At 69.2% G+C, this 23,269-nt stretch carries 24 protein-coding genes; 6 read left to right on the forward strand and 18 right to left on the reverse strand.

The features are described 5' to 3' along the window. Positions 1-28: 28 nt before the first annotated feature. Positions 29-1,063, reverse strand: coding sequence for a DUF2125 domain-containing protein (locus V7702_RS00605; RefSeq protein ID WP_335648203.1), 1,035 nt, complete (start codon positions 1,061-1,063; stop codon positions 29-31). A 36-nt stretch (positions 1,064-1,099) separates the two neighbouring features. On the opposite strand from V7702_RS00605, the gene V7702_RS00610 reads away from it, so the two are divergent. Then, a complete protein-coding gene (locus V7702_RS00610; protein WP_335648204.1) occupies positions 1,100-1,627 on the forward strand; it encodes a gamma-glutamylcyclotransferase in 528 nt (175 codons plus the stop codon). A gap of 3 nt (positions 1,628-1,630) precedes the next feature. Here the strand turns inward: V7702_RS00610 and V7702_RS00615 are convergent, their stop codons facing one another. The 4 genes from V7702_RS00615 to ftsE form a co-directional block, all read right to left on the reverse strand. Then, positions 1,631-2,335, reverse strand: coding sequence for a lysophospholipid acyltransferase family protein (locus V7702_RS00615; RefSeq protein ID WP_335648205.1), 705 nt, complete (start codon positions 2,333-2,335; stop codon positions 1,631-1,633). Positions 2,336-2,423: 88 nt separating this feature from the next. Beyond that, positions 2,424-3,050, reverse strand: a complete 627-nt coding sequence (locus V7702_RS00620; RefSeq protein WP_335648206.1) for a YdcF family protein — start codon at positions 3,048-3,050, stop codon at positions 2,424-2,426. A gap of 6 nt (positions 3,051-3,056) precedes the next feature. After that, a complete protein-coding gene (locus V7702_RS00625; RefSeq protein WP_335648207.1) occupies positions 3,057-3,950 on the reverse strand; it encodes a cell division protein FtsX in 894 nt (297 codons plus the stop codon). After that, positions 3,947-4,678: a cell division ATP-binding protein FtsE gene (gene ftsE, locus V7702_RS00630; protein WP_300578905.1), complete on the reverse strand. Its 732-nt coding sequence runs from the start codon at positions 4,676-4,678 to the stop codon at positions 3,947-3,949. Before ftsE ends, V7702_RS00625 begins: the two co-directional genes overlap by 4 nt. A 56-nt stretch (positions 4,679-4,734) precedes the next feature. On the opposite strand from ftsE, the gene V7702_RS00635 reads away from it, so the two are divergent. Continuing rightward, positions 4,735-5,604, forward strand: coding sequence for a DUF3426 domain-containing protein (locus tag V7702_RS00635; RefSeq protein ID WP_335648208.1), 870 nt, complete (start codon positions 4,735-4,737; stop codon positions 5,602-5,604). After that, a complete protein-coding gene (locus tag V7702_RS00640) occupies positions 5,594-6,124 on the forward strand; it encodes a phosphoribosyltransferase (RefSeq protein WP_335648209.1) in 531 nt (176 codons plus the stop codon). The genes V7702_RS00635 and V7702_RS00640 overlap by 11 nt, the downstream gene beginning before the upstream one ends. Positions 6,125-6,143: 19 nt before the next feature. Here V7702_RS00640 and arfB read toward each other — a convergent pair whose 3' ends face one another. The 3 genes from arfB to V7702_RS00655 all read right to left on the reverse strand — a co-directional run bounded on the left by arfB (position 6,144) and on the right by V7702_RS00655 (position 8,440). After that, entirely contained in the window at positions 6,144-6,563 is a 420-nt protein-coding gene (gene arfB / locus V7702_RS00645; RefSeq protein ID WP_335648210.1) for an alternative ribosome rescue aminoacyl-tRNA hydrolase ArfB, read from the reverse strand. Continuing rightward, entirely contained in the window at positions 6,547-7,854 is a 1,308-nt protein-coding gene (locus tag V7702_RS00650; protein ID WP_335648211.1) for a hemolysin family protein, read from the reverse strand. Before V7702_RS00650 ends, arfB begins: the two co-directional genes overlap by 17 nt. Before the next feature lie 88 nt (positions 7,855-7,942). Further along, positions 7,943-8,440, reverse strand: coding sequence for a Fur family transcriptional regulator (locus tag V7702_RS00655; RefSeq protein WP_335648212.1), 498 nt, complete (start codon positions 8,438-8,440; stop codon positions 7,943-7,945). 101 nt (positions 8,441-8,541) lie between these two features. On the opposite strand from V7702_RS00655, the gene V7702_RS00660 reads away from it, so the two are divergent. After that, positions 8,542-10,626: a TonB-dependent receptor gene (locus V7702_RS00660; RefSeq protein ID WP_335648213.1), complete on the forward strand. Its 2,085-nt coding sequence runs from the start codon at positions 8,542-8,544 to the stop codon at positions 10,624-10,626. An 86-nt stretch (positions 10,627-10,712) separates the two neighbouring features. Here V7702_RS00660 and V7702_RS00665 read toward each other — a convergent pair whose 3' ends face one another. The 3 genes from V7702_RS00665 to V7702_RS00675 all read right to left on the reverse strand — a co-directional run bounded on the left by V7702_RS00665 (position 10,713) and on the right by V7702_RS00675 (position 13,574). After that, positions 10,713-11,660 (reverse strand): DUF4167 domain-containing protein, encoded by a 948-nt coding sequence (locus V7702_RS00665; RefSeq protein WP_335648214.1) that lies wholly within the window; start codon positions 11,658-11,660, stop codon positions 10,713-10,715. A 247-nt stretch (positions 11,661-11,907) separates the two neighbouring features. Beyond that, positions 11,908-12,777, reverse strand: a complete 870-nt coding sequence (gene prmC, locus V7702_RS00670) for a peptide chain release factor N(5)-glutamine methyltransferase (RefSeq protein WP_335648215.1) — start codon at positions 12,775-12,777, stop codon at positions 11,908-11,910. Next, entirely contained in the window at positions 12,774-13,574 is an 801-nt protein-coding gene (locus V7702_RS00675; RefSeq protein ID WP_335648216.1) for an MOSC domain-containing protein, read from the reverse strand. Before V7702_RS00675 ends, prmC begins: the two co-directional genes overlap by 4 nt. 78 nt (positions 13,575-13,652) lie before the next feature. Between V7702_RS00675 and V7702_RS00680 the strand changes: the two genes are divergently transcribed. Next, positions 13,653-14,873 (forward strand): YihY/virulence factor BrkB family protein, encoded by a 1,221-nt coding sequence (locus tag V7702_RS00680; protein WP_335648217.1) that lies wholly within the window; start codon positions 13,653-13,655, stop codon positions 14,871-14,873. A 1-nt stretch (position 14,874) separates the two neighbouring features. On the opposite strand, the gene prfA is transcribed toward V7702_RS00680, so the two are convergent. The 7 genes from prfA to V7702_RS00715 all read right to left on the reverse strand — a co-directional run bounded on the left by prfA (position 14,875) and on the right by V7702_RS00715 (position 21,945). After that, entirely contained in the window at positions 14,875-15,951 is a 1,077-nt protein-coding gene (prfA, locus tag V7702_RS00685; RefSeq protein ID WP_335648218.1) for a peptide chain release factor 1, read from the reverse strand. A gap of 145 nt (positions 15,952-16,096) precedes the next feature. Then, positions 16,097-16,393 carry a hypothetical protein gene (locus V7702_RS00690; RefSeq protein ID WP_304711673.1) on the reverse strand — a complete coding sequence of 99 codons (297 nt, stop codon included), beginning with the start codon at positions 16,391-16,393 and terminating at the stop codon, positions 16,097-16,099. 70 nt (positions 16,394-16,463) lie between these two features. Beyond that, positions 16,464-16,928 carry a hypothetical protein gene (locus V7702_RS00695; protein ID WP_335648219.1) on the reverse strand — a complete coding sequence of 155 codons (465 nt, stop codon included), beginning with the start codon at positions 16,926-16,928 and terminating at the stop codon, positions 16,464-16,466. A 38-nt stretch (positions 16,929-16,966) separates the two neighbouring features. Further along, entirely contained in the window at positions 16,967-18,109 is a 1,143-nt protein-coding gene (gene ispG / locus V7702_RS00700) for a flavodoxin-dependent (E)-4-hydroxy-3-methylbut-2-enyl-diphosphate synthase (protein ID WP_335648220.1), read from the reverse strand. A 56-nt stretch (positions 18,110-18,165) separates the two neighbouring features. Then, complete coding sequence (locus V7702_RS00705) at positions 18,166-19,167, reverse strand: helix-turn-helix domain-containing protein (RefSeq protein WP_335648221.1); 1,002 nt, start codon at positions 19,165-19,167, stop codon at positions 18,166-18,168. A 150-nt stretch (positions 19,168-19,317) separates the two neighbouring features. Then, positions 19,318-21,579: a phosphoenolpyruvate--protein phosphotransferase gene (ptsP, locus tag V7702_RS00710; RefSeq protein ID WP_335648222.1), complete on the reverse strand. Its 2,262-nt coding sequence runs from the start codon at positions 21,577-21,579 to the stop codon at positions 19,318-19,320. 87 nt (positions 21,580-21,666) lie between these two features. After that, on the reverse strand, positions 21,667-21,945 hold the full coding sequence (locus V7702_RS00715) for a metal-sensitive transcriptional regulator (protein WP_335648223.1): 279 nt from the start codon (positions 21,943-21,945) through the stop codon (positions 21,667-21,669). A gap of 96 nt (positions 21,946-22,041) precedes the next feature. On the opposite strand from V7702_RS00715, the gene V7702_RS00720 reads away from it, so the two are divergent. Then, positions 22,042-23,269, forward strand: a 1,228-nt coding sequence (locus tag V7702_RS00720; RefSeq protein ID WP_335648224.1) for an HAD-IC family P-type ATPase, incomplete at its 3' end; no start/stop codon positions are given.

The raw sequence follows: 23,269 nt of genomic DNA on the forward strand, positions 1-23,269 counted from the left end.
AATAAAGTTGCAGCCGAAACCATCAGCCTCAGTAGACCCGCGGCGCTGGCCCGATGGCGACGGGGCCAAGGGTGGTCTGGCCGGCCTGGAAGGTGATAGCCGCCTGGGCCACATTGTCCGCGCCCTGGCGGGCCGAGGCCACGGCTGCGGCGGTGTCGGCGGTTTCCGGGGGCAGCACGCCGCCCGCGCCCAGGGCCTCCAGGGCCTCCGGCGCCTCGCGCAGGGTGACGTCCAGGGTTCCGCGCAGGCGGCCGTCCGGGCCGACGAACAGCTGGCCGCGATTGACCCCGATCATGGCCTCGCCCGCGGTAAGGCCCGCCTCCTGGATCTGCGCCATGCCGCCAGCCAGGGCCCAGTTGCGCACGGCTGAGGGCCAGTCGGTCCCGTCAAAGGCGCTCATCTTGCTCAGCACCGCGTCCCACTTCAGGTCGACGTCGCCGTCCTGGGCGATGCGGGCGAACATGCCGGAGAACTGCGCCTGGCCCTTGGTGACCCCCAGGAACATGGCCCCCTGGTCCTCAGGCCCCGGGCGAAGGTGGAAGGCGACCTCCTCGGCCGACGACAGGGCGAAGGGCTGGGCGCCGGGACCCGGCGCGAAGATCACGTCCAGCCCCTGGAAGTCGAAACTCGGCGGCTTGCGGTCGGTGTCGCCGAGGCTGGCGCGCAGGACCCGGCCGTTCACCTGCACCGAACCCGACTGCGGTCGGGTGAAGGTCAGGCCGTCCGGGGCGGCGAACACCCAGTGATCCAGGGCGTGCATGAAGGCCTCGGACTCCAGCCGCGGCGTGGCGATGGCCCATCCCGACGGTTCGCGGATCTGCGCCTCGGTCAGGGTGACGTTCAGCCGGAAGGGATAGCCCCCGATGCTTCGCGCCTCCCAGCTCACCTCATAACCGGCGCTGCGCAGGGCCTCGGCCGCCTGGTCCATCCGGTCGCCGGTCTGGATGCGGGTCCAGAACCAGAAGCCGCTCCAGACCACGACCGCCAGGATCAGCAGGGCGAAGGGCAGGACGAGGCCAAGACGGCGGGGTTTGCGGGCGGGCTTGGTATCGGGCACAGACATGAACGGTTTTGCGGGGCTTCTGCTAGCGGATCGGGAATGGCGGACGACGAAGACTACTGGGTGTTTGGCTACGGATCGCTGATGTGGCGGCCGGGCTTCGACTTTGTCGAGCGTTCCAGCGCCACCCTACACGGCCGCCGCCGGGCCTTCTGCATCTATTCGGTCCATCATCGCGGCACCTATGAACGGCCGGGCCTGGTGCTTGGGCTGGCCCCTGGGGGCGCGGTGCGCGGGGCGGCCTATCGCATTGCGCCGCAGGCCTGGCCCGAGGTCTACGCCTATCTCCTGGAGCGCGAGCAACCCACCGAAACCTATGTGGAGGCCAGGCGGCGCGTGCGCCTGGCCGATGGGCGGCGGGTCGAGAGCCTCGTCTTCCTCTCCGACACCGGCCATCCCCAGTGGGCCGGCGCCCTGTCCCTGGAGCGGCAGGCGCAGCTGATCGCCGGCGCCGTGGGCCTGTCCGGTCCGAACGAGGATTATCTCCGCGATCTCGTCGCCCACCTCCGCGAGGCGGGCGTCAGGGACCAGGCCATGGAGAGCCTGTTGGCCAAGGTCGTCGGCTGAACCCTACAGGTCCAGCAGCTTCATCGAGGCGGTTTCGATCCGCTCTTCCAGCAGACGCATGAACTCGGCGCGCTTCAGGCCCGGCGGGATGGGCTCCAGATATTCGAAGACGATGACGCCGGGCTTGCGCATGAAGCCGTGCTTGGGCCAGTGCGCGCCGGAATTGGTCGCCACCGGGTGCACCGGCAGGTTCAGCTCACGATAGAGGGCGGCGATTCCCGGCTTGTAGTCGCCCTTCACCCCGGGCGGTCCCCGGGTGCCTTCGGGAAAGATGACCAGCTGCCGGGGTTCGGCCAGGCGGGCCTTGGCGTCGCGGACCATCTTCTTCAGGGCCGCCGAATGGGCCTCACGATCGACCACGATCATGTCGGCCTTCTGGGCGAACCAGCCGAAGAAGGGAATCCACATCAGCTCCTTCTTCAGGACGAAGCAGATGTCGGGCAGCCAGGCGAACTGGGCGAAGACATCGAACATGCACTGGTGCTTGGGCGCTACCAGGGCCGCGCCCACAGGCATGTGCTCCAGGCCCCGCAACTCCACCTTGATATCGCAGATCCCCAGCAGGGCGATGACGCCGCGGCTCCAGAAGTCCAGCGCCCGCAGGGTCCAGGCCCGCGGCGCCAGCAACAGCGGCGTGATGCTGATCGCCACCAAAGCCGACCAGAGATAGAAGAGCGACACGAAGAGCAGCGAGCGCAGAACCGTCACGGCGGGCCTTTCCTCAATGTTTTCTGGCCTCAATGTTTTCGGGCGTCAGGACTTGCGGGTCCCTGGTTCGGGCGCCGCGGCCGAAAGATCAACCGCTGTTCGCCGCCGTCGCCGTCTCCGGCTCGTCCTTCGGCCCCAGGCCAAGGATCGTCTCGCGACCCAGGATGGCCAGGTACTTCATATATTCGGTGACCATCAGCCGGGCGCCGCCAGAGGTGCGCCACCAGCCGCGGGCGTCGAAGCCGGGCGTCTCCACCGGATAGGCCTGCAGGGTGGTGTCGGGCAGGGCCGAGCCCAGCTCCAGCATGGCGCGGGGCATGTGATAGTCGGCGGTCACCACGATCAGGCTGTCGAACCGCCGAGCCGTCACCCAGCCGGCGGTTTCCTGGGCGTTGCCGAAGGTGTCGGCGGCCTCGAAGCCCAGGTCCACGCAGCAGTCATAGAGCAACTGGACCGCCCGGCTGACACTACGGATGTCCTCGCGGCTGGCCTCGCGGTTGACCCCGGACACCAGCATCCGGTCGCCCTTGCCGGCCTCCAGCAGGCGCATGCCCGCCGCGATCCGTTCGTTGGAGCCGGCGCCGGTGAGGGCGACGATGCCGTCGGCGGCCTGCGGTTCGGGCGCGGGTGTGGAATTCTCCACGCGGGCCGCGAAGGCCAGGAGCCCGGCGCCCCAGATCAGGGCGGCGACAAAGAGGAGGGCGAGCGTTTTCATCGGTGGCTAGGAAAGCTCGCGAATGAGGTTGGCGGCTGTCAGCCGCGCGGCCACCGCCGCGACGAGGGCGGCGGCGATGGGACAGGGTAGAACGGCCAGCAGATCGCTCCAAGCCACCGGAAGCACCGGCGTCAGGCCCTGTCCTCCGCCGGCCAGCCGCAGGCCGGCGCCCAGGGCTGCGGCCGCTACGGCGCCGATCAGGCCGGCGCCGGCGGCCATGCGGGCGAAGCGGGCCTGGAACAGGCGGGCGATGAAGGCGTCTTCGGCCCCGGTCAGGTGCAAAAGCTCCACCACTTCGCGCCGGGCGGCCAGGCCTGCCCGGGTGGCGAAGGCCACTACAGCGGCTGCGGCGGCCGAGATCAGCAGGAAGACGCCGATCCCCAGCCAGCGCGCGATCGCCGCGCCGCGCTGGATGTCGGCGAGCCAGGTGGTGTGGTCGTCCACCACGGCGTCCAGGCCGCGGGTGCGCAAGGCGCGCTCCAGGGCCTCGCCCGTGGCCGGGGCCTCGCGGCTCAGGGTCACGGCCACCAGACGTGGCACGGGCAGGTCGGCGAGATCGGCCACATCCCCAAGCCAGGGGGCGATCAGGGCCTCGGCCTTTTCCCGCTCCAGGGCCCGCGCCTCGGCCACGCCGGGCACGCCGGCCAGGGTCTCGGCCGCACGGGCGGCGGCGGAGTCGGGAGTCTCGTTGGCCTTGGGGCGGACGATCACCGTCATCTCGCCGTTCAGCTGGTCCGACCAGCCCCGGGCGGCCCGGTCGGCGGCGAGGACGCCCAGGGCGGTCAGACAGGCCATGAAGCACAGCACCGCCACCACAAAGACCAGGGCGCTGTCGCGGGTGTCCCGCTCAGGCAGGAAGGCCGCCGGGCGCCAGCGGGCGGGATCGAAGATGACGCTCATCCGTCAAATCCCTGGGGCACGGGCCCCATATGGACCAGGCGGCCGTCTTCCAGATGCAGGATGGGCTTGCCCGACCGGGCCACGAGGTCCTGGTCGTGGGTGGCGATCAGCACCGTGGTGCCCAGGCGATTAAGCTCGAGAAACAGGCGCAGGATTCTCAGGCCCATGGCGTGGTCCACATTGCCCGTCGGCTCGTCGGCCAGCAGAATGTCGGGACGGCCAACCACGGCCCGGGCGATGGCCAGACGCTGCTTCTCGCCGCCGGCCAGCGTCGGCGGCAGGGCGTGCATCCGGTCCTTGAGGCCGACCCAGCTCAGCAGCTCGGCCACGTCCTGGCGGTAGGAGTCGGGCTTGGCGCCGGCGATCCGCAGGGGGATGGCGGCGTTGTCGAAGGCGCTCATATGATCGAGCAGGCGGAATTCCTGGAAGACCACGCCGATCCGACGGCGCAGAAAAGGCCGGATATCGGCCGGCGCCTGGGCGACGTTCTGGCCGAACAGGTGCAAGAGTCCCTTGGACGGCTGCGCCGCCAGATAGATCAGCTTGAGCAGAGAGGTCTTGCCCGCTCCCGACGGGCCGGTGACGAAATGGAAAGACCCTTGCGGCAAGGAGAAGGTGAGGTCCCGCAGCGTTTCGGGCGCGCGTCCGTACCGCATGGAGACGTCGTCGAAGCGAACGACGGCGTCGTCGGCGTCGGTCACGTCTGCGGCATACGGGTTTCTGGACATGGAGACCGGAATCGGCGACCTCGATACGGTGGGCTGGAGGGTCCGATACGGCGGCCATGATACTGACCTGTCCAGACTGCTCCACCAGCTATTTCGTGGACGACGCGAAGATTCCCGAGGATGGGCGCGTCGTGAAGTGCGCGAGCTGCGGCCATCGGTGGACGGCGCGCCGCGAGATCGAACTGGATACGGCCCCTCCGGCCGCCCAGATTGAGCCCGCCCCCGCCGATACCCCCACAACCTCTACCGATCAAGCCGACCCCGAAAAGACAGCGACGGCGGCCGAGGGCGGCGTGGCCCTGCCCAAGGCCTTCCGCGCCAAGGCGCATGACAATCGCCGGCTGCGCGAGGCTGCGGCCACCGGTGTGGTCTGGGCCGGCATGTCGGCCGCCCTGGCCCTGATGATCGCCGTGGCCGTGGTCTTCCGGGTGGACGTGGTCCGCCTGTGGCCCAGCGCGGCGGGCGCCTTCGCCAGCGTCGGCCTGCCGGTCAACAGCGTCGGCCTGGCCATCGAGGGGGTGGAGTTCGAGCCGGCCCTGCACGATGGCCATGCCGCACTCTCGGTGTCGGGCATGATCCGCAATATCGAAGACCGCACCATCACCGCCCCGCCGCTGCAGATCCGCCTGCTGGACAAGTCCGGCGCAGCCGTGGCGACCAAGGTCGCCCGGGCGGCGGACCCGAACATTCCGCCGGGCGAAACCCGCCACTTCGCCATCGCCATCATCGACCCGCCGGGCACGGCCGCCGACCTGGAGGTCAGCTTCGCCGAATTGCGCGCTGCGGCCGAGCCGCCCGCCGAGCCCGAAGCCCTCGACCTGCGCGGCGCAGCCGAGGCCGCCGCCCCGGACATTGAGGCGCGCGAGGTTCTGGACGCCAAGCCGCTGCCAGCCGACGATCCCGAGGCCGAGGCCCATGGCCACTGAACGCTCGCCCGAGGTCCTGCTGGACGAGGCCGAGGTGGCCCGCCGGGTCGAGGCCCTGGCCGGCGAGATCGCCCCGCGGATCGACGACGACACGGTGGTCATCTGCCTGCTCACCGGCGGCCTGTGGTTCTGCGCCGACCTGACCCGGGCTCTGGCGCGGGCTGGGCGAAATGTGCGCTTCGACGCCCTGTGGCTGGCCTCCTATGGCGACGCCCGCGCCAGCCTGGGCCGTTGCGAGGTGCGCGCCGACCTGCAACGCCCCCTGGAGGGCCGCCGCGCCCTGATCGTCGACGATGTGATCGACACCGGCCTGTCGCTGAGCGAGGCCGCCCGCCTGGTGCGCGACTCCGGCGCCTCCGAGGTGCTGACCTGCGTCTTCGCCACCAAGCCCTGGCCGACGCCCCGCGCCATCGAGCCCGACTTCGTCGCCTGGACCGCCCCGCCGCGCTTCCTGGTGGGCTATGGCATGGATGCGGCCGGCCAGCTCCGCGGCCTGCCCTATGTGGGCGCGATGGACTGAGCGACCCTGTGGCCGGCGCTCAATCGTCCTTGCCAGGCCTTCCCCGCATGGATTTCAGACCGCTGCGGCGGGTCTTGCTGTCCAGCCGGCGCAGCTTGGACGCCTTGGTGGGTTTGGTCGGCCGCCGCGGCTTGGGGCGATGCAGCGCCTGACGGATCAGCTCGGCCAGCCGCTCGCGGGCCTCCTGCCGGTTCATCTCCAGGGACCGCGAGCCTTGGGAAAACAGGATCAGCACATCGTCATTCGACAGGCGGCTGCCAGACAGCCGCCTCAGCCTGGCCTTGACGTCGTCGGCCAGACTGGACCTGCCCACGTCAAACCGCAGCTCCACGGCGTTGGACGTCTTGTTGACGTGCTGTCCCCCGGGTCCGCTGGCCTTGACCATCCGCTCGGTGAACTCGTCGTCCTCGATGGCGACGGCGTCAGTGATCTTCAGCATCGGGCTCCAGCCGGGTGAAGAGCAGCTTGTCGATCCGGCGCTCGTCCATATCCACCACCTCGACCTGGTAGCGACGGATGGTGGCGGTGTCGCCCTCCCGGGGAATGCGGCCCATACGGTGGAGCACCAGGCCCGCGGCGGTGTGGAAGCCCTCATTCTCCTCGAAGGTCTCCCCCAGCCGGTCGCCCAGGTCCATCAGGTCGGCCCGGCCATCCACCAGGAATGAGCCGTCGGCGCGGCGGACGATCAGCGGGTCAGGCGTCCCGTCGTGCGCTTCGGGGAAGTCCCCGGCGATCATCTCCAGAAGGTCGATGGGGGTGACCACCCCTTCCAGATTGCCGAACTCGTCGACCACGAAGGCCATGTGGGTGGTGGTCTTCTTGAAGTGCTCCAGGGCGCGCAGGATCGAGGTGGTGTCGGGGATGAACAGCGGGGTGTGAACCAGGGGCTTGAGGTCGAAGGCCGCCTCATCCATCAAAAGGTCGGCCACGTCCTTCTTGTGCAGCACGCCCAAGGGATCATCGACGTCATGGCCGCGGCTGACCACGATGCGGGAATAGGGGCAGCTGCGAATCTCCTCGCGGATCTTGTCGCGCGTGTCGGACAGCGAGATCCAGTAGACGTCCCGCCGGGGCGTCATGGCCACCCGCACGGGACGATCGCCCAGACGCATGACCTCGGTCATGATCTGTTGCTCGGTCGGTTCGATCAGGCCCGCCCGGGCGCCTTCGGCCAGGGCCATCTCCACATCCTCCTGGCTCATCGGCGAGCCGTGGGCGTCGCGCACGCCCATCAGGCGCAGGACGCCGGCGGTGGACGCGGTCAGCAGGGTGATGAACGGGCCCATGGCCAGGGCCAGCCAGGTGAGGGGGCGGGCGGCCATGGCGGCCATGGCCTCGGGAAAGATCAGCGCCAGACGCTTGGGCACCAGCTCGCCGACGATCAGCGACAGATATGTCAGGCAGACGACGACCACGCCGGTGGAAATGGCTTCGGAATAGGGCGCCAGGGGCCCGGCCCCCTCCAGCAGCAGGTCCAGCTCGCCGGCGATGGTGGCCTGGCCAAAGGCCCCGGCCAGAATGCCGATCAGGGTGATGCCCACCTGCACCGACGACAGGAACCGGGTCGGCTGTTCGGCCAGGCGCAGGGCGGCGGCCGCGCCCTTGTCGCCGCGATCGGCGCGAACCTGCAGCTTGCCCTTGCGCGCTGAGACGACCGCCAGTTCGGACATGGCGAAGAGGCCGTTGAGCACCAGCAGGAGCAGGACGGCGGCGATGGCGATGAGGAGCATGGGCCTGAAAACAGCAGAGCGCGACCAGGGGGCGGTCGCGGCGTCAGTCTAGGGCCTTGACGGTTTCATGCCAGATAGGATGGCGCGACTAGGCCTGGGCCGAGGTTTCGACCTTACACGCCGGGCAGAGGCCGCGGGCTTCGAGCGTCACCGTGCGCACAGCGTAGCCGGCGGTTTCGGCGGCGGCGAACTGGGCCGAGAAGTCGGGCTCGAACTCTTGCGCCGCCCCGCAGCATTCGCAGATCAGGAAGGCCGCCCGGTGGCCGGCGCCTTCCATGCGGCAGGGCACATAGGCGTTCAGGCTCTCGATACGGTGGGCGAAGCCGAGGCGTTCGAGAAACTCAAGGGCGCGATAGACGGTGGGCGGCTTGGCCGGCTCGCCGTCCGCGCCATAGGCGGCGATCAGGTCATAGGCCTTCATCGGCCCATCGGACTCCAGAAGCAGCTCAAGGACGCGGCGGCGCGGCGGGGTCAGCCGTTCTCGCGTGCGTTCACACTGCGCCTGGGCGGCGGCGACGGCGCTCGCCAGGGCGGCGCCTTCGAGGCCCGGCTGCGCGCTTTCGGCGTGATGACACTCGGCTCCCATGCAGACCAGCTAAACATCTCTCTTTTTCGGCGCAACAGGCTTGACGCCTCGTTATGTTATTTCATAACGCTGCGGCTTGGTTTCAAGAACGGGGCGCCGACATGCGTAAATCCATCCTTCTCGCTTCCGCCGCCCTGCTGGCGGCGGCCGGCCCGGCCCTCGGTCAGACCGCGGGGCGACCGACCAGCGTGTCGGAGGTCGTGGTCACGGCGGCCCCCTATGTGGTCTCCCTCGACTCGGTCACGACCAGTGTCGATGTGCTCGACCGCGATGATCTCGACACCGCGCCGGCCGCCGGTCTTGGCGAGGTGCTCAGCAACCTGCCCGGCGTGCGCTCCAGCTTCTTTGGGCCGGGCGCCAGCCGCCCGGTGATCCGCGGCCTGGCCGGGCCCCGGGTCCTGGTGCTGACCAACGGGGTGGGCATGGTCGACGCCAGCGCCCTGTCGCCGGACCACCAGGTGGCGGTCGATCCCCAGGAGGCCAAGCGGATCGAGGTGCTGCGGGGCTCGGCCGCGCTGGCCTATGGCGGTTCGGCCATCGGCGGGGTGGTCAATGTGATCGACGACCGCATCGCCGAGACCCCGGTGGAGGGGATCGAGGGCCGGGTCATGGGGGCGCTCTCCAGCGTCGACAGCGGCGAAACGGCCTCGGGGGCGATCAAGGCCGGCCTCGGCCCCTGGGTGTTCAGCCTCGACGCCCTGCGCCGCCAGAGCGAAGACTATGACGTCCCGACCCTGCCCGAGTCCCGCCGCCAGCTGGCCGCCGAGGGTGAAGAGTTCCCCGGCAAGCAGGACAGCGTGGTGGAGAACACCGCCGTCACCCTCGATTCCTATGGCGCCGGCGTCTCCTATGTGGGCGACCGGGGCTTCCTCGGCGTGGCGGTCAAGCAGACAGACACCCGATATGGCGTGCCGGGCCATGCCCATGAGCATGCCGACGAAGAACACGATCATGATCACGAGGACGAAGATCATGATCACGACGAGGATCACGCGGACGAGGATCACGACGAGGAAGCCGGCGCCGAAGAGGGCGTGCGGATCGACCTGAAGCAGACCCGCTATGACCTGCGCGGGGGTCTCGACCTGGCGCTTGGCCCCTTCGAGAAGGTCCGCTTCTCCGGCGGCTATGCCGACTATGAGCATGTGGAGATCGAGGACGGCGCCCCGGCCACCCGCTTCCTCTCCGAAGGCTGGGAAGGCCGGCTGGAGCTGGTCCAGGCCGAGCGCGACGGCTGGCAGGGCGCGGTGGGCGTCCAGGCCCTGACGCGGGATTTCGACGCCCTGGGCGAAGAGGCCTATGTGCCGGCCGTCGAGATCAACGAGGCCGGTGTCTTCACCCTGCAGCGCCTGGACCGGGACTCGTGGGGCCTTGAGGGCGGCCTGCGCTTCGACCGCCGCGCCCTGGAGACCGCCGCGGCCAAGGCCGAGTTCGACAATGTCTCGGCCAGCCTCGGCGCCTTTGTGCGTCCGGCCGAAGGCTGGTTCGCCGGCGTCAGCCTGTCGCGAGCCGGGCGCGCGCCCACCGAGGCCGAGCTGTTCGCCGCAGGCCCCCACATCGCCACCCGCGCCTTCGAGGTCGGCGACGCTGGCCTGGACTCCGAGGTGTCCTACGCGGTCGACGCCACCCTGCACTATGACGGCGGCCCCTGGGACGCCGACCTGCACGCCTTTGCGGTGCGCTATGAGGGCTTCATCGATCTGCGCCCGACCGGCGCGGAGGATGCCGAGAGCGAACTTCCCATCTTCGCCTATCAGCAGACCGACGCCGAGTTCTGGGGAGGGGAGGCCGAGGTTTCCTACCGTCTCTGGGAGGCGGGTGATCGCAGCTTCACCCTGGAGGGCGTGGCCGACTATGTGCGCGGCGACACCGACCTGGGCGCGCCGGCCCGTATCCCGCCCTGGTCGGCCACGGCCCGCGGCGTCTTCGAGACCGACCGGTGGACCGGCAAGCTCGAGCTGCGCCAGGTGGGCGAGCAGGAGCGGGTCGCCGAGGGCGAACTGCCCACGGACGGCTATCGGATGATCAACGCCTCGCTGGTGGTCCGCCCCACCGACGGGTTCAAGATCTTCGTCGAGGGGCGCAACCTGAACGACGCCGAGGCCCGCGAGCACGCCTCCTTCCTGAAGGACCTCGCGCCGCTGCCGGGCCGGAGCTTCCGTCTGGGGCTGGGCTACACCTTCTGATCCAGTCCGCCTGGCATGGCGCAACGAAAGACCCCCGGAAGCGAGGCTTCCGGGGGTCTTGTTGTTCGCGTTGATGCTTAGGGAGCCTAGGCTTCTTCGGTCTCGTTAGACGGGGGCGCGCCTTCGCCACCCTCGAAGCTGCGCGGGGCGCGGCGACGACGGGGCTTGCGGACGGGCTCCTCGCCTTCGACCTTGGGTTCGGCGCTGCGAGGCGCCTGCAGGAAGGCCGGGGCTTCGCTGGCGCCGCCCTCGGCGTCGCGCAGCATGGGGCCGTCGGGGGCCGGCGTCTCGGCCACGAGGGGTGAGGCCTGAGGCTCGACCACAGCCATCGGATCGCGTTCGGGGCGCTCGCTGCGGTCGGTCCGCTCGCGGCGGTTCTCATCGCGGTCACGCCAGCGTTCGCGGCGGGGCGGACGGTTCTCGTCACGGGGCCGGTCATCCCGCGGCTGCTCGTCCCGTGGGCGGTCGTCCCTGGCTCGGTCGTCCCTGGCTCGGTCGTCTCTGGGGCGATCATCCCTGGGACGATCATCGCGGGCGCGGTCATCCCGAGGACGATCGTCTCGCGAACGGTCATCGCGGCGGCTGTCGTCCCGGCGGCTCTGGTCGCGGTTCTGATCACGATCGCGACCGTTGCGGTCGCTGTCGTTGTCAGACTCGTTGTTGTCGCCCTCGGGGGCGTCGGACACCTGTTGCTGGCCGCTCTCGTCCTCGAAGTCGATGTCGAGGCCCGAGCTCACCTGGTCGCGGCCCAGGATCTCGCTAGGCGAGCGCTGGGGCTGCATGGCGCGCAGCAGGCGGAAATAGTGTTCGGCGTGCTGGAGGTAGTTCTCCGCCAGAACCCGGTCGCTGGACGACGTCGCGTCGCGGGCGAGCTGCTGGTACTTTTCGAAAACGTGCTGGGCGTTGCCCCGCACCTTGACGCCGTCGGGGCCGTTCGAATCGAAGGCGCGGTTCGCGTTGTGCTGCTGGGGTTTATTCCCGCCGCCTCCGCGATTGCGTCCGCGCTGACGCTTCATGCCCTTGAAATCTCTCATATGCGGTAACCGTCTTGCGCCGCGCCCAGGGCGTACCCTTCAGGGCGTGCGGCTGCGTTAGCCTCATCTCGGGAGTGGGCGTAGCGCCCAATGTTCCGTGTTGAAGACGTAAATAATCCCCGTCATCCGCCCGACCTGCGAGCGCCCGTCTGCAACGCGGCGCCTGCCGGAGTGGCCGCTGTCCCGATTTCCGGGTCCAGCCTGTTTCACCGGCGATTTGGGTGGAGACAATTAGGGATGTAGCGATTCAGGCCGGATTTTCCAAGGCTCTTTTTTCACCGAGCACCACCCGGTCCAGGCCGGCCAGGTCCTGGTTGGTCCTGACGCCCTGGGCGCCGGCCTCTCGGAAGAGCGCCTCGACGGCGGCCTTCTGGTCATAGCCGATCTCCACGGCGAAGCGCCCGCCGGGCTTGAGGACCCGCAGGATCTCCGGCGCCAGGCGACGGTAGGCGTCCAGGCCGTCCGGCCCGCCGTCCAGGGCCAGGCGCGGCTCATGCACCCTAACCTCGGGCTCCAGCGTCTCGATCACCTCCGAGGCGATATAGGGCGGGTTGGCGGTGACGATGTCGAAGCTGGCGTCCGACAGGCCATCGGCCCAGTCGCCCCGCAGCAGGGCGCAGCGACCGGCCAGGCCCAGATGGGCCGCATTGTCCCGCGCCACCGCCAGGGCGTCCTCCGATACATCGACGCCCAGACCGCGGGCGTTGGGGCGCTCGGCCAGGATGGCCAGCAGGATGGCGCCCGAGCCGACGCCGAGGTCGAGGATCGAGACCCGCTCGTCCTCGGTTCCAGCCTTGAGCACCGCGTCGACGACGCATTCTGTGTCCGGCCGCGGGGTCAGCACGTCCGGCGTGACCTGGAGCATGATCTTCCAAAAGCCCTTGCGGCCCAGGATGTGGCTCACCGGTTCCCGCCGTCCCCGGCGGGCGAGGTAGTCCTCCAGGGTGGCTTCCTGTTCAGCCGTCAGGGTCCGATAGGGATCGGTGACGATATCCAGCCGCGTGGCGTCGGCTGCGGCCTCCACCAGCAGGCGGGCGTCGATGACGGGGCCTGAGAGGCCCACGGCCTCGAGCTGCGCCTTGGCCTTGGCCCAGGCCTGCACCAGGGTCAGGCTCACAGGGCGCCAGCCTGCGGCGTAGCCGCCGTCGTCTCAGTCTGGGGCTGGCTGCAGGCGTCGCCGGGAGCGACCTCGCCCTCGCGGGTGACGTGGATATAGACGCCACAGAACATATGGCCGAAATGATCGTACAAGGCCTTGGTGATCTCCATGTCGCGCTCGGCGGTGTGGGGGTCGACGTCGGGGGCGGCGCAGCGGACGATCGGCTTGAACACCTTGGCCTGGGCCCAGCCCACCATCAGCTCCCGTCCGGCCCAGTCATTTTCGGCCCAGGCGGGCCAGCCGTCCACATAGATGTTGGCGCGGAAGCGCAGGGGATCGATCTCTTGGCTGAGCTTCTGTTCCAGGTCGCGGACGCTGGCCAGGTTGACGATCGAGACGTCACCCCGAGGATGATCCATGAACCTGTGGCCCGGCGCCTCGACCACCTGCAGCGGCCCACGGACCTCGTCCCCCAGGAGCCGCGTCAACCATTGGGCGAAGGCCTCACGGCCGGCGGCGTCGCCAAGCGGGGCGGCAAGGTCGGGCTGGCCCGGGGCCTCGACGTGCAGCACGCCGGTCGCCTCGTCATAGCGGGTGCGCGCCCGGGCCACGGCCGGGATCGCCGCCAGGACCGCGAACTTCTGCTTGGGAATGAAGACGGGCGCCTGCGCATCGAAGCCCGAAGGGCCGTTCTCCACGGCGAACAGGCGATCGTAAGGGAAGGGCGCGGCCGCGTTCAGCTGGACCCTCTCCAGCCGTTCGGGGGTGAAGCCCTTGACGGGATGCCTGTAGAGGGCTGCCACTTGTCCGGTCATGGGCTTTCTGTTGCAGCAAGGCGGGCGGCCTCACAAGGGGAACGGGGTGGCCTGCGAAGGGTTTGATCGAACGTAGACATGACCGCGCCCCGCTCAACCTCCACCCGCCGCCGCATCGGCGCTGATCTGGCCCGCAAAGGCCTGGTCGCAGCGCCCTGGGTGGCGCTGGCGGCGCTCGCCTTCTGGAAGCGGCGGCTGATCGTCCCTCCGCCGGGGATGAGCCGCTCCGATGCGGCCGATCCCCTGCAAATCGAGACGGAGGAGCCTGGCCGGGGTCGGCTGGCCGGCGATCCCCGGGACATCCCGCCGCATGGCTGGAAGGACGTCGCCTGGCGCACGCTCGCCGAGATCGGTCGCGACCAGCTACCGCGGGTGGCGGCCGGCGTCACCTTCTATACTCTGCTGGCCATTGTTCCTGCGCTTGCGGTTTTTGTCTCGCTTTACGGGCTGTTTGCCGACATCGGCCAGGTCCAGAATCAGTTGGCCCAGATGTCACGGGTCATTCCCGGGGACGTGGTCGATATCATCGGCGAGCAGATGAAACGCCTGGCGGTGGAGCGTAAGGCCAATCTCAGCCTCGCCTTCGCCTTCAGCCTCCTGCTGTCGGTCTGGACCGCCAGCAACGCCGTGCGCGCCCTCGTGGAGGGGGTGAACATCGCCTATGACGAGGACGAGAAGCGCAACATCGTCCAGCTGATGGCGCTCACCTATGCGGCCACCTTTGCCGCCCTGGCCTTCCTCATCCTGGTCACCGGCCTTCTGGTGGCCGCGCCCATTGCGCTCAAGCTCCTGGGCCTGGGGAGTCTTGAAGTGTTCTGGGGGCCGCTGCGCTGGGTGATTCTACTGGCCATCGGGGCGCTGGCGTTCACGGTTCTCTACCGCTACGGCCCCTGCCGCTCGCGGGCGCGGTGGCGCTGGGTGCTGCCCGGCGGGGTTTTCGCCTCAGTGGTCTGGATGGGCGGGTCGCTGGGCTTTTCGTGGTATATCAACAACATCGCCAAGTACGACGCCACCTACGGCTCCCTGGGGGCCATTATCGGCTTCATGATGTGGATCTGGTTTTCGGTGATGGTCGTGCTGCTAGGCGCCGAGCTGAACGCCGAGATCGAGCATCAGACGGCCCTGGACTCCACCACAGGCCCCGAACTGCCGCTCGGCCAGCGGGGCGCGACCATGGCCGACACGGTGGGTCTGGCCCTGACCACGACCCTGGCCGACGCCATGGGGGCGGTGCGCAACCGTGGCGCCAGCCTTGCCGCTCGTCTGCGCCGGGCCAGGCCTGACACGCCGGAAAGCTAGATCAGCCGAACTCGTCCTCGAGCGCCGAGAGGCGAGCGGCCTGGTCCTCGGCGATCAGCGGGCCGATGACGTCATCCAGCGATTCCCCTTCGATCACCTTGGCGAGGTTGTAGAGGGTCAGGTTGATCCGATGGTCGGTCACCCGCCCCTGCGGGAAGTTGTAGGTGCGGATGCGCTCGGACCGGTCGCCGGAGCCCACCTGGCTCTTGCGGGCGTCGGCCCGGGCGGTGTCCAGGGCCTCACGCTGCTGGTCATAGAGCCTGGCCTTCAGCACCTTCAGGGCGCGGGCCCGGTTCTGGTGCTGGGATTTTTCCGACGAGGTCACCACGATGCCGGTGGGCAGGTGGGTGATGCGCACAGCCGAGTCGGTCTTGTTCACGTGCTGGCCGCCGGAGCCTGAGGCGCGATAGGTGTCGATCCGCAGGTCAGCGTCGTTGATCTCGATCTCTACGTCCTCGACCTCCGGCAGGACGGCGACCGTGGCGGCCGAGGTGTGGATGCGTCCGCCGGCTTCGGTCTCAGGGACCCGCTGCACCCGATGGACGCCGCTCTCGTACTTCAGCCGGCCAAACACGCCGTCGCCGGTGATCGAGGCGATGATTTCCTTGTAGCCGCCCACCTCGCCCTCGGAGACGGAGTCGATCTCCACCCGCCAGCCCTGGGTCTGGGCGTAGCGCTGGTACATGCGGAAAAGGTCGCCGGCGAACAGGGCGGCCTCGTCGCCGCCGGTGCCGGCCCGCACCTCCAGGATGGCCGAGGCGTTCTCATCCTTGTCCTTGGGAGCCAGCAGCAGGGCGACCTGACGCTCAAGTTCGGGCAGGCGGGCCTGGAGTTCGGCCAGTTCCTCGCGGGCGAGGCCGGCCATCTCCCGGTCGCTGGCCGCGGCCATCTGCTCCAGTTCCGGCGCCTCGGCCCGGGCCTTGACCAGGGTCTCCACGGCCTCGGCCACGGGGCGAAGCTCGGCGTGCTCCTTCGAGAGTCGGACGATCTCGGCTCCGTCGCTAGCCGCGCCCATCCGCGCTTCGATCTCGTGGAAGCGGTCGAGCACCTGGTCGAGGCGGGCCTGGGGAAGTCGCACGTTGGATTGTCACCTGAACATCTGGGGACGCCTATCTAGCGTCGCGCGCAGTCCGGGACAAACCTCCCGCGCCGATCAGCGGGCGGGACTCCATCGGATTGTGAGAAAAGGGACCGCGCCGTATCGGCGCGGTCCCGTCGGACTCTTAAGCGCGGACGCCGGTCATCGGCGCGCTGCCGAAGGCGCCGAGCTTCACATTGCCGTTCATGGCGTCGCCTTCGACCTTGGCTTCGAACTCCAGGGTCATGGGCATGGGCTGGGTGATCTGGGTCGACCAGGTCAGGGTGTCGCCATTGACCTTACCCTCGACGCTCTGCGTGCCCATCTGGCCGGACGTGGTGCCGGTGAAGGTGTCGCCGCTGGTGGTGATGACGGCGTCGACCGTCTGGGCGCCCATGGGCGTATTGATGGTGATCTTCCAGTTGCCGTCTGCTGCGGACATGACGTCCTCCCCATTTATGGAGCCGGCACCTAATCAAGCGCCGGGGGCGGGCGCAAGCATGACCCCGACGTCAACGTCCGGAGGTTTCGGACTCCCCCAGGGAGACGCCCGCCTGACGGAGCCGGGCGAGAATCTCGATCAGGCGCCCGTAGGTGTCGTTGGTCCCGGCCAGCATCTCGGCGCGCGTGAACACCGCCGAGGGCACGACGAGGCCCATGTCGCGACGCTCGATCATGCCCACTTCGATCAAAGCCGCCACATAGGGATCCTGGATGTGTCGCGGCAGACAAAGGCGCTCGGCCAATTCAGCCTCGCTGATCGGCCGCCTCTGGCTATCGGGCGGAATGTCGTGAAGGGCGGCGTAGCGGTCGGTGGTGGTGCGCAGGTGGGCGGTGTTGGCGGTCCAGACGCCGGTGAACACCAGCAGCGAAATCAGGTCTCCCCCGTAGCGATGGGCCATGTCGCTGAGCAGGTCGATAAGCTCGAAGGCCACCAGGCGACCGGTCAGCCGGCGGTTGTCTTGGGGAAAGGACATAGGCAACCAACTCGCACAGTAGGAAAAGCGCCCCGCGGCTATTCGGCGGCGGCCAGCTCCGCACCCTGGGCGGCCGCGAGCTCGGCGGCGCGAGCCTCGACCAGCTCGACGATGTGGTCGACCATGTGCTCATTGTCCATCTTATGGTCGGGCTTGCCGGCCATATAGACCATGCCTGAGCCCTTGCCCCCGCCGGTGAAGCCCAGGTCGGTCATCAGGGCTTCGCCGGGGCCATTCACGACACAGCCGATGATGGAGAGGCTCATCGGGGTGGAGATGTGGGCCAGTCGTTCCTCCAGGGCCTCCACCGTCTTGATGACGTTGAAGCCCTGACGGGCGCAGGACGGGCAGGCGATGATGTTCACGCCTCGGTGGCGCAGACCCAGCGACTTCAGAATGTCGAACCCGACCTTGATCTCCTCCACCGGATCGGCGGCGAGGCTGACCCGGATGGTGTCGCCGATGCCGGCCCAGAGCAGCGAGCCCATGCCGATGGCGGACTTCACCGTGCCGGTGCGCAGGGCGCCGGCCTCGGTGACGCCCAGGTGCAGCGGACAGTCGATGGCCTCGGCCAGCATCTGGTAGGCGGCCACCGTCATGAAGACGTCCGAGGCCTTCACGCTGATCTTGAACTCGTGGAAGTCGTGGTCCTGGAGAATGCGGGCGTGGCTCAGCGCGCTCTCCACCATGGCCTGGGGGCAGGGCTCCCCATAGCGCTCCAGCAGTTCGCGCTCGAGCGAGCCGGCGTTGACGCCGATCCGGATGGAGCAGCCGTAGTCCTTGGCCGCCTGGATCACCTCGCGCACCCGGGCCGGAGAGCCGATATTGCCCGGATTGATCCGCAGACACGCCGCGCCGGCCTGGGCCGCCTCGATGCCACGGCGATAGTGGAAGTGGATGTCGGCCACCAGGGGAACCTTGGCCGCCTTGGCGATGGTCGAGAAGGCTGCGGTGGAGTCCTCGTCGGGGCAGGACACCCGCACGATGTCGGCCCCGGCCTCTTCCAGCTGACGGATCTGGTCGATGGTCGCCGCGGCGTCGGCGGTCAGCGTATTGGTCATCGACTGGACGGTGATCGGGGCGTCGCCGCCCACCTCGACCGACCCGACGCGGATCTTACGGCTGACGCGCCGCTCTATCGTGCGCCAGGGACGGAGATGGGTGTGATCGTGCTGGGTCATGGGCCTGCAAAATAGGCCCTCGCGCGCCGTTTCCCAAGCCGGGAAACATGACGCTTTTAGTCACCCAGGCGGCTGAGCGGGGTCTGGGCGCCGGGCAACAGGCCCCGTGTCTGTCCGTTGACGAACACCTGGAAGGCGGTCGGCTCGGAGACATCGATCACCAGGCCCCGTAGGTCAGGGGCGCGATAGGCTTCGCCGGCGGCGAGCTGGCGGGCGAAATAGACCTCGCCATCGGCGCTGCGGACGATCAGGGCCGCAGACTCCCGGGCCTGCAGCACGATGGGCGAGGCGGGCGCGGCCGGCGCGCCGTAGACGGTTCCGTCCGGGGTAAAGGTCGGAGGCAACTGGCTGAGGTCGGCCTCGGCCTGAGGTCCCCTGGCGATCTCGCGGTTGGAGGCGATCACCGCGTCGGCCGAGCCGCCGGCGGCGGCGGCCACGTCGAGGCCCGGGGTTTCATAGAGCTCAGGCACGGTGGATTCCACCGGCGCAGGCAGGGGCGCGCCCAGGGACAGCGGGCCTTGCGGTCCGGCGTTGGCGGCGATCTCTTCGGCGGTGCTGGGCGGTGCGGTCACGGGCGCCACGGGCTGGGCCTCGTTGATGCCTCGCTGGGCGAAGTTCCAGACCAGGATGGCGCCGACCACCAGGACGCCGGCGGTGATGGCCAGGCCCAGTCGACTGTCGCCGGCGCGCCGCACGCCGACAGGCTCGCGCAAGGCCTCGTCGCCCGCGGGCTCATCGGCCTTGAAGCGGGTCACGGCGGCCTCTGCCTCCAGGCCCAGCGCCTTGGCGTAGGCGCGGACATAGCCGATGGTGAAGGGCCGCGACGGCAGGTCCTCCAGCCGCATTTCCTCGATGGCGGCCAGATAGGCGCGCCGGATTCGGGTGGAGTCGGCGACATCCTGCAGCGAGAGGCCGCGGAATTCGCGCGCCGCCTTCAGGGCGGCGCCGATGTTGGGACCAGAGTCCAGGGTCGGCATATAGCTTTCAACAGCGCTGAGGGGGTGCGTCCCCTCAAAGCTCGGATTGAAGTCAGTGACCCGCCCAGTGTCGAGCGCCATGGCTGCTCGTCATCCCCGAAAAATAAATGCGGCCAGATAGCCGCCACCCGCCCCGTCCGTTTGCCACGGATCTGTTAATTTCTCTTTTCCTATAACACGATAGCGCCAGCCGTTCAACGCCGGCCGAACGCTGATTCGTCACGGTCAAGCTTAGATCGACAGGTAGAGCTTGCGCGCCAGGGTCTCGATCTCGCCGCGCACCGAGCCGCCCGTGCCTCGGATCAGGGCGCTGACCCCGCGGTGGGCCGCCTCCCGGTCGCAGGACAGCACCATCTGCTTGACCGGCCCGACGCCGGCCGGCGGCATGGACAGGCGCTCATAGCCCAGGGCGACCAGGGTGAAGGCCTCAAGGGGCCGGCCGGCCATCTCGCCACACACCGACACCGGCGTCCCCGTATCGGCGCAGGCCTTCTGGATTTCGGCCAGCACCCGCAGGGCCGGGGGTGACAGCGGGTCATAGCGGTCTGCCATGCGGGCGTTGCCGCGGTCGGCGGCGAACAGGTACTGCAGAAGGTCGTTGGTGCCGACCGAGACGAAGTCGGTCATCGGCAGCAGGGCGTCCAGGTGCCAGATCAGGGACGGCGCCTCGATCATCGCGCCCACGTCCAGGCGGGCCGGGGCCGGGCGTCCGCGCCGCTGGGCCCAGGCCACCTCGTGATCCACCAGGGCGCGGGCGGCGCGGAACTCATCCACGCTGGCCACCAGGGGAAACATGATGCGCAGGGCCCGTCCGCGGGCCGCGGCGATCAGGGCGCGCAGCTGCAGGCGCAGGAGGGCCGGGCGATCCAGCCCCATGCGGATGGCCCGCCAGCCCAGGGCCGGGTTCTCTTCCCGCTCGGCCTCGAGATAGGGCAGCACCTTGTCACCGCCCAGGTCCAGGGTGCGGAAGGTCACCGGCAGGCCGCCGGCGGCGTCCAGCACCCGGCTATAGAGGGCGGTCTGGGCGTTGAAGCGTGGCAACTCCTCGGCGACCATGAACTGGAATTCGGTGCGGAACAGGCCGATCCCCTCGGCCCCGGTGTCGCCCAGGATCTCCAGGTCCACATCCAGGCCGGCGTTCATCAGCAGGGTGACCTTGACCCCATCGCGGGTGAAGGCCGGGGTGTCGCGCAGCTTGGCGAACTCGGCCCGGCGTTGCGACCGCACCTCGATCCGCGAACGGATCGCCTGGACCACGTCCAGCCGGGGCCGCAGATAGGCCTCGCCGGTCTCGGCGTCGACGATGACCGGATCGCCCTCATTGACCCGGTCGCGCAGGCCGTCCAGGCGACCGACGCAGGGAATGTCCAGCGCCCGGGCGACGATCGCCGCATGGCTGGCCGGCGAGCCCTCTTCGAGCAGCAGGCCCTTCAGCTTGTGGCGGTCATATTCCAGCAGGTCTGCGGGGCCGAGGTTTCGGGCGATCAGGATGGCGTCGTCCGGCAGGTCGCGGGCCGCATGGCCGTCGCCGGAAAGGTGGCGCAGCAGCCGGTCGGCCAGGTCCTCGAAGTCGTGCAGCCGCTCGCGCAGATAGGGGTCGCGGGCCTGGCCCAGCCGGGCGCGGTGCTCCGAGCGCACCCGCTCCACCGCGGCCTCCGCCGTCAGCCCGTTGCGGACGGCGTCTTCCAGGGACCGGTTCCAGCCCCGGTCGTGGGCGAACATCCGATAGGTATCGAGCACCTCATAGGAGGCTTCCACCAGGCCGTGCTGGCCTTCCAGCATTTCGTCGAGCTGGGCCTGGAGACTGGAAATGGCGCTCTTGAGCTTGGCCTCTTCGGCCACCACGTCGTCGGCCAGCAGCTGCGAAGGCGCCACGGGCGGCTCGTGCAGCACCGCGACCCCCAGGGCCAGGCCGTCGGCGAAGCGGGCGCCTTTCAGCCGTTCCGACCGGTGTGGGGCGATCTCGACGCCGGACAGTTCGTCCTCGGAGATCAGTTCGCCGGCGACCATTTCGGCCAGCACCATGGCGATGATCTGGACGTCCTCGACCTCGTCCTCGGTATAGACCCGCTCGGTGCGGTTCTGGACCACCAGCACGCCGATGGCCCGGCCGCCGCGCAGCAGGGGCACGCCGAGGAAGGCGTGATAGGGGTCTTCGCCGGTTTCCGGGCGGTAGGAGAAGGCCGGATGGTTGGGCGCGTCGGCCAGGTTCAGCGGCCGGCCCAGGCGCATGATCTCGCCGACCAGGCCCTCGCCCGGACGCATGCGGGTCAGGTGGACGGCCAGGGGATCGAGGCCCTCGGTGGCGAACAGCTCCATCTCGCCGCCGGCCCGGCGCATGTAGAGCGAGCACACCTCGGCGACCATGGACCGCGCGATGATGCGCACGACCATGTTGAGGCGTTCCTGCGCAGGACCGCCGCGCTGGACCGCCTCGCGAATCTGCCGCAGCAGGCTCCGCTGACCCCGAATGACCGCTCCGGTCATCGCCATCTTGCCCTGGTCTCCTCTCCCTCGTCGCTTCCTAGCAGTATCGCACGTCGGATCGGAGACGGAATGCCGTCCCTGATCCGCAGCGACCTATCGCGTCGCCCGTCCCAGCAGTTCGATCAGCTCACTGGCCTTGCGCCGCTGTTCCTCGGCGTCGCCGCTGACGATGGCGCCTTCGATGCAATGGTCCAGATGATCCTTCAGCAGCTCGGTCTCCACCCGCGCCAGCGCCGCGCGCACCGCCTGCACCTGGGTGAGGATGTCGATGCAGTAGCGGTCTTCTTCGACCATGCGCGAGACCCCGCGCACCTGCCCCTCGATGCGGCTCAGGCGATTGGCCAGCTTGGACTTTGAGTCTGCATCCTTCATGGGGCGCCTCCGTGGGTCTCAGTAACATACCCCAGGCTGGTAATTGCGAAATGCCCCCTAGGGGTATAATTTGCGCTGGCGGCCGGAGTATTGACCATGTCAGAGACGCATCACCATCACGGCGAACAATCGGCCACGGCTGGGAAGGCTGTCGATCCCGTCTGCGGCATGCAGGTGACCGTGGATGGCGCACAGCATGTGGCCCCCCATGACGGGCAGGCCTTCTATTTCTGCTCGGCCGGTTGCCGCACCAGGTTCGAAGGTGATCCCGAGCGCTACCTTTCGCCCCGCGAGCCGGAGCCGCCGGCGCCGGCCGGGACGATCTACACCTGCCCCATGCACCCGGAGATCCGCCAGGAGGGGCCCGGGTCCTGCCCGATCTGCGGCATGGCGCTGGAGCCGGACCTCGTCACCGCCGAGGCCGAGGCGAATCCCGAACTGACCGACTTCGCCCGCCGCGCCTGGATCGGCGGCGCCCTGGCCCTGCCGCTCTTCGTGCTGGAGATGGGCGCGCATCTGTTTGGTCTCCATGTTCCCCTGCCGGACGGGGTCGGCCCCTGGGTTCAGCTCGCCCTGGCGACGCCGGTGGTGTGGTGGGCGGGCTGGCCCTTCCTGCAGCGGGGCTGGACGTCCCTGCGCACCGGCCAGCTCAACATGTTCACCCTGATCGCGCTCGGCGTGCTGACCGCCTGGACCTTCAGCGCCGCGGCCGTCCTGGCGCCTGGCCTGATCCCCGACGCCTTCCGGGACGCCCACGGCGCGCCGCCGCTCTATTTCGAAGCCGCCGCGGTGATCGTGGTCCTGGTCCTGGTCGGCCAGATCCTGGAACTCCGCGCCCGGGAGCGGACATCTGGCGCCCTGCGCGCCCTGCTGAACCTGGCGCCCAAGACCGCTCTGCGGGTCGGGGCCGATGGTCAGGACGCCGAGGTCCCGGTGGACCAGATTGCGCCCGGCGATCGGCTGCGCGTTCGTCCCGGCGAGAAGATCGCCGTCGATGGCGAGGTCATCGAGGGCCGCGCCGCGGTGGACGAATCGCTGATCACCGGGGAGTCCCTGCCGGTCACCAAGGGGGTCGGCGACAAGGTGTCGGCCGGCGCCCTGAACACCACCGGCGGCTTCATCATGCGGGCCGAAAAGGTAGGCGCCGAGACCCTGCTGGCCCAGATCGTCCAGCTGGTGGCCCAGGCCCAGCGCAGCCGAGCGCCCATCCAACGCCTCGCCGACAAGGTGTCAGGCTGGTTCGTGCCGACGGTGGTCGCCGTCGCCGCGGTCGCCTTCATGGGCTGGAGCCTGTGGGGGCCGGAGCCCCGCCTGGCCTACGCCC

It is taken from the genome of Phenylobacterium sp. (genome assembly GCF_036963605.1).
Classification (GTDB): Bacteria; Pseudomonadota; Alphaproteobacteria; order Caulobacterales; family Caulobacteraceae; genus Phenylobacterium.

Bases quoted from the DNA above. Each gene is read 5' to 3' on its own strand.
- V7702_RS00605 (WP_335648203.1), bottom strand. From the start codon at position 1,063: ATGTCTGTGCCCGATACCAAGCCCGCCCGCAAACCCCGCCGTCTTGGC.
- V7702_RS00610 (WP_335648204.1), top strand. From the start codon at position 1,100: ATGGCGGACGACGAAGACTACTGGGTGTTTGGCTACGGATCGCTGATG.
- V7702_RS00620 (WP_335648206.1), bottom strand. From the start codon at position 3,050: ATGAAAACGCTCGCCCTCCTCTTTGTCGCCGCCCTGATCTGGGGCGCC.
- V7702_RS00625 (WP_335648207.1), bottom strand. From the start codon at position 3,950: ATGAGCGTCATCTTCGATCCCGCCCGCTGGCGCCCGGCGGCCTTCCTG.
- ftsE (WP_300578905.1), bottom strand. From the start codon at position 4,678: ATGTCCAGAAACCCGTATGCCGCAGACGTGACCGACGCCGACGACGCC.
- V7702_RS00635 (WP_335648208.1), top strand. From the start codon at position 4,735: ATGATACTGACCTGTCCAGACTGCTCCACCAGCTATTTCGTGGACGAC.
- V7702_RS00640 (WP_335648209.1), top strand. From the start codon at position 5,594: ATGGCCACTGAACGCTCGCCCGAGGTCCTGCTGGACGAGGCCGAGGTG.
- arfB (WP_335648210.1), bottom strand. From the start codon at position 6,563: ATGCTGAAGATCACTGACGCCGTCGCCATCGAGGACGACGAGTTCACC.
- V7702_RS00650 (WP_335648211.1), bottom strand. From the start codon at position 7,854: ATGCTCCTCATCGCCATCGCCGCCGTCCTGCTCCTGCTGGTGCTCAAC.
- V7702_RS00655 (WP_335648212.1), bottom strand. From the start codon at position 8,440: ATGGGAGCCGAGTGTCATCACGCCGAAAGCGCGCAGCCGGGCCTCGAA.
- V7702_RS00660 (WP_335648213.1), top strand. From the start codon at position 8,542: ATGCGTAAATCCATCCTTCTCGCTTCCGCCGCCCTGCTGGCGGCGGCC.
- V7702_RS00665 (WP_335648214.1), bottom strand. From the start codon at position 11,660: ATGAGAGATTTCAAGGGCATGAAGCGTCAGCGCGGACGCAATCGCGGA.
- V7702_RS00675 (WP_335648216.1), bottom strand. From the start codon at position 13,574: ATGACCGGACAAGTGGCAGCCCTCTACAGGCATCCCGTCAAGGGCTTC.
- V7702_RS00680 (WP_335648217.1), top strand. From the start codon at position 13,653: ATGACCGCGCCCCGCTCAACCTCCACCCGCCGCCGCATCGGCGCTGAT.
- V7702_RS00690 (WP_304711673.1), bottom strand. From the start codon at position 16,393: ATGTCCGCAGCAGACGGCAACTGGAAGATCACCATCAATACGCCCATG.
- V7702_RS00695 (WP_335648219.1), bottom strand. From the start codon at position 16,928: ATGTCCTTTCCCCAAGACAACCGCCGGCTGACCGGTCGCCTGGTGGCC.
- ispG (WP_335648220.1), bottom strand. From the start codon at position 18,109: ATGACCCAGCACGATCACACCCATCTCCGTCCCTGGCGCACGATAGAG.
- V7702_RS00705 (WP_335648221.1), bottom strand. From the start codon at position 19,167: ATGGCGCTCGACACTGGGCGGGTCACTGACTTCAATCCGAGCTTTGAG.
- ptsP (WP_335648222.1), bottom strand. From the start codon at position 21,579: ATGGCGATGACCGGAGCGGTCATTCGGGGTCAGCGGAGCCTGCTGCGG.
- V7702_RS00715 (WP_335648223.1), bottom strand. From the start codon at position 21,945: ATGAAGGATGCAGACTCAAAGTCCAAGCTGGCCAATCGCCTGAGCCGC.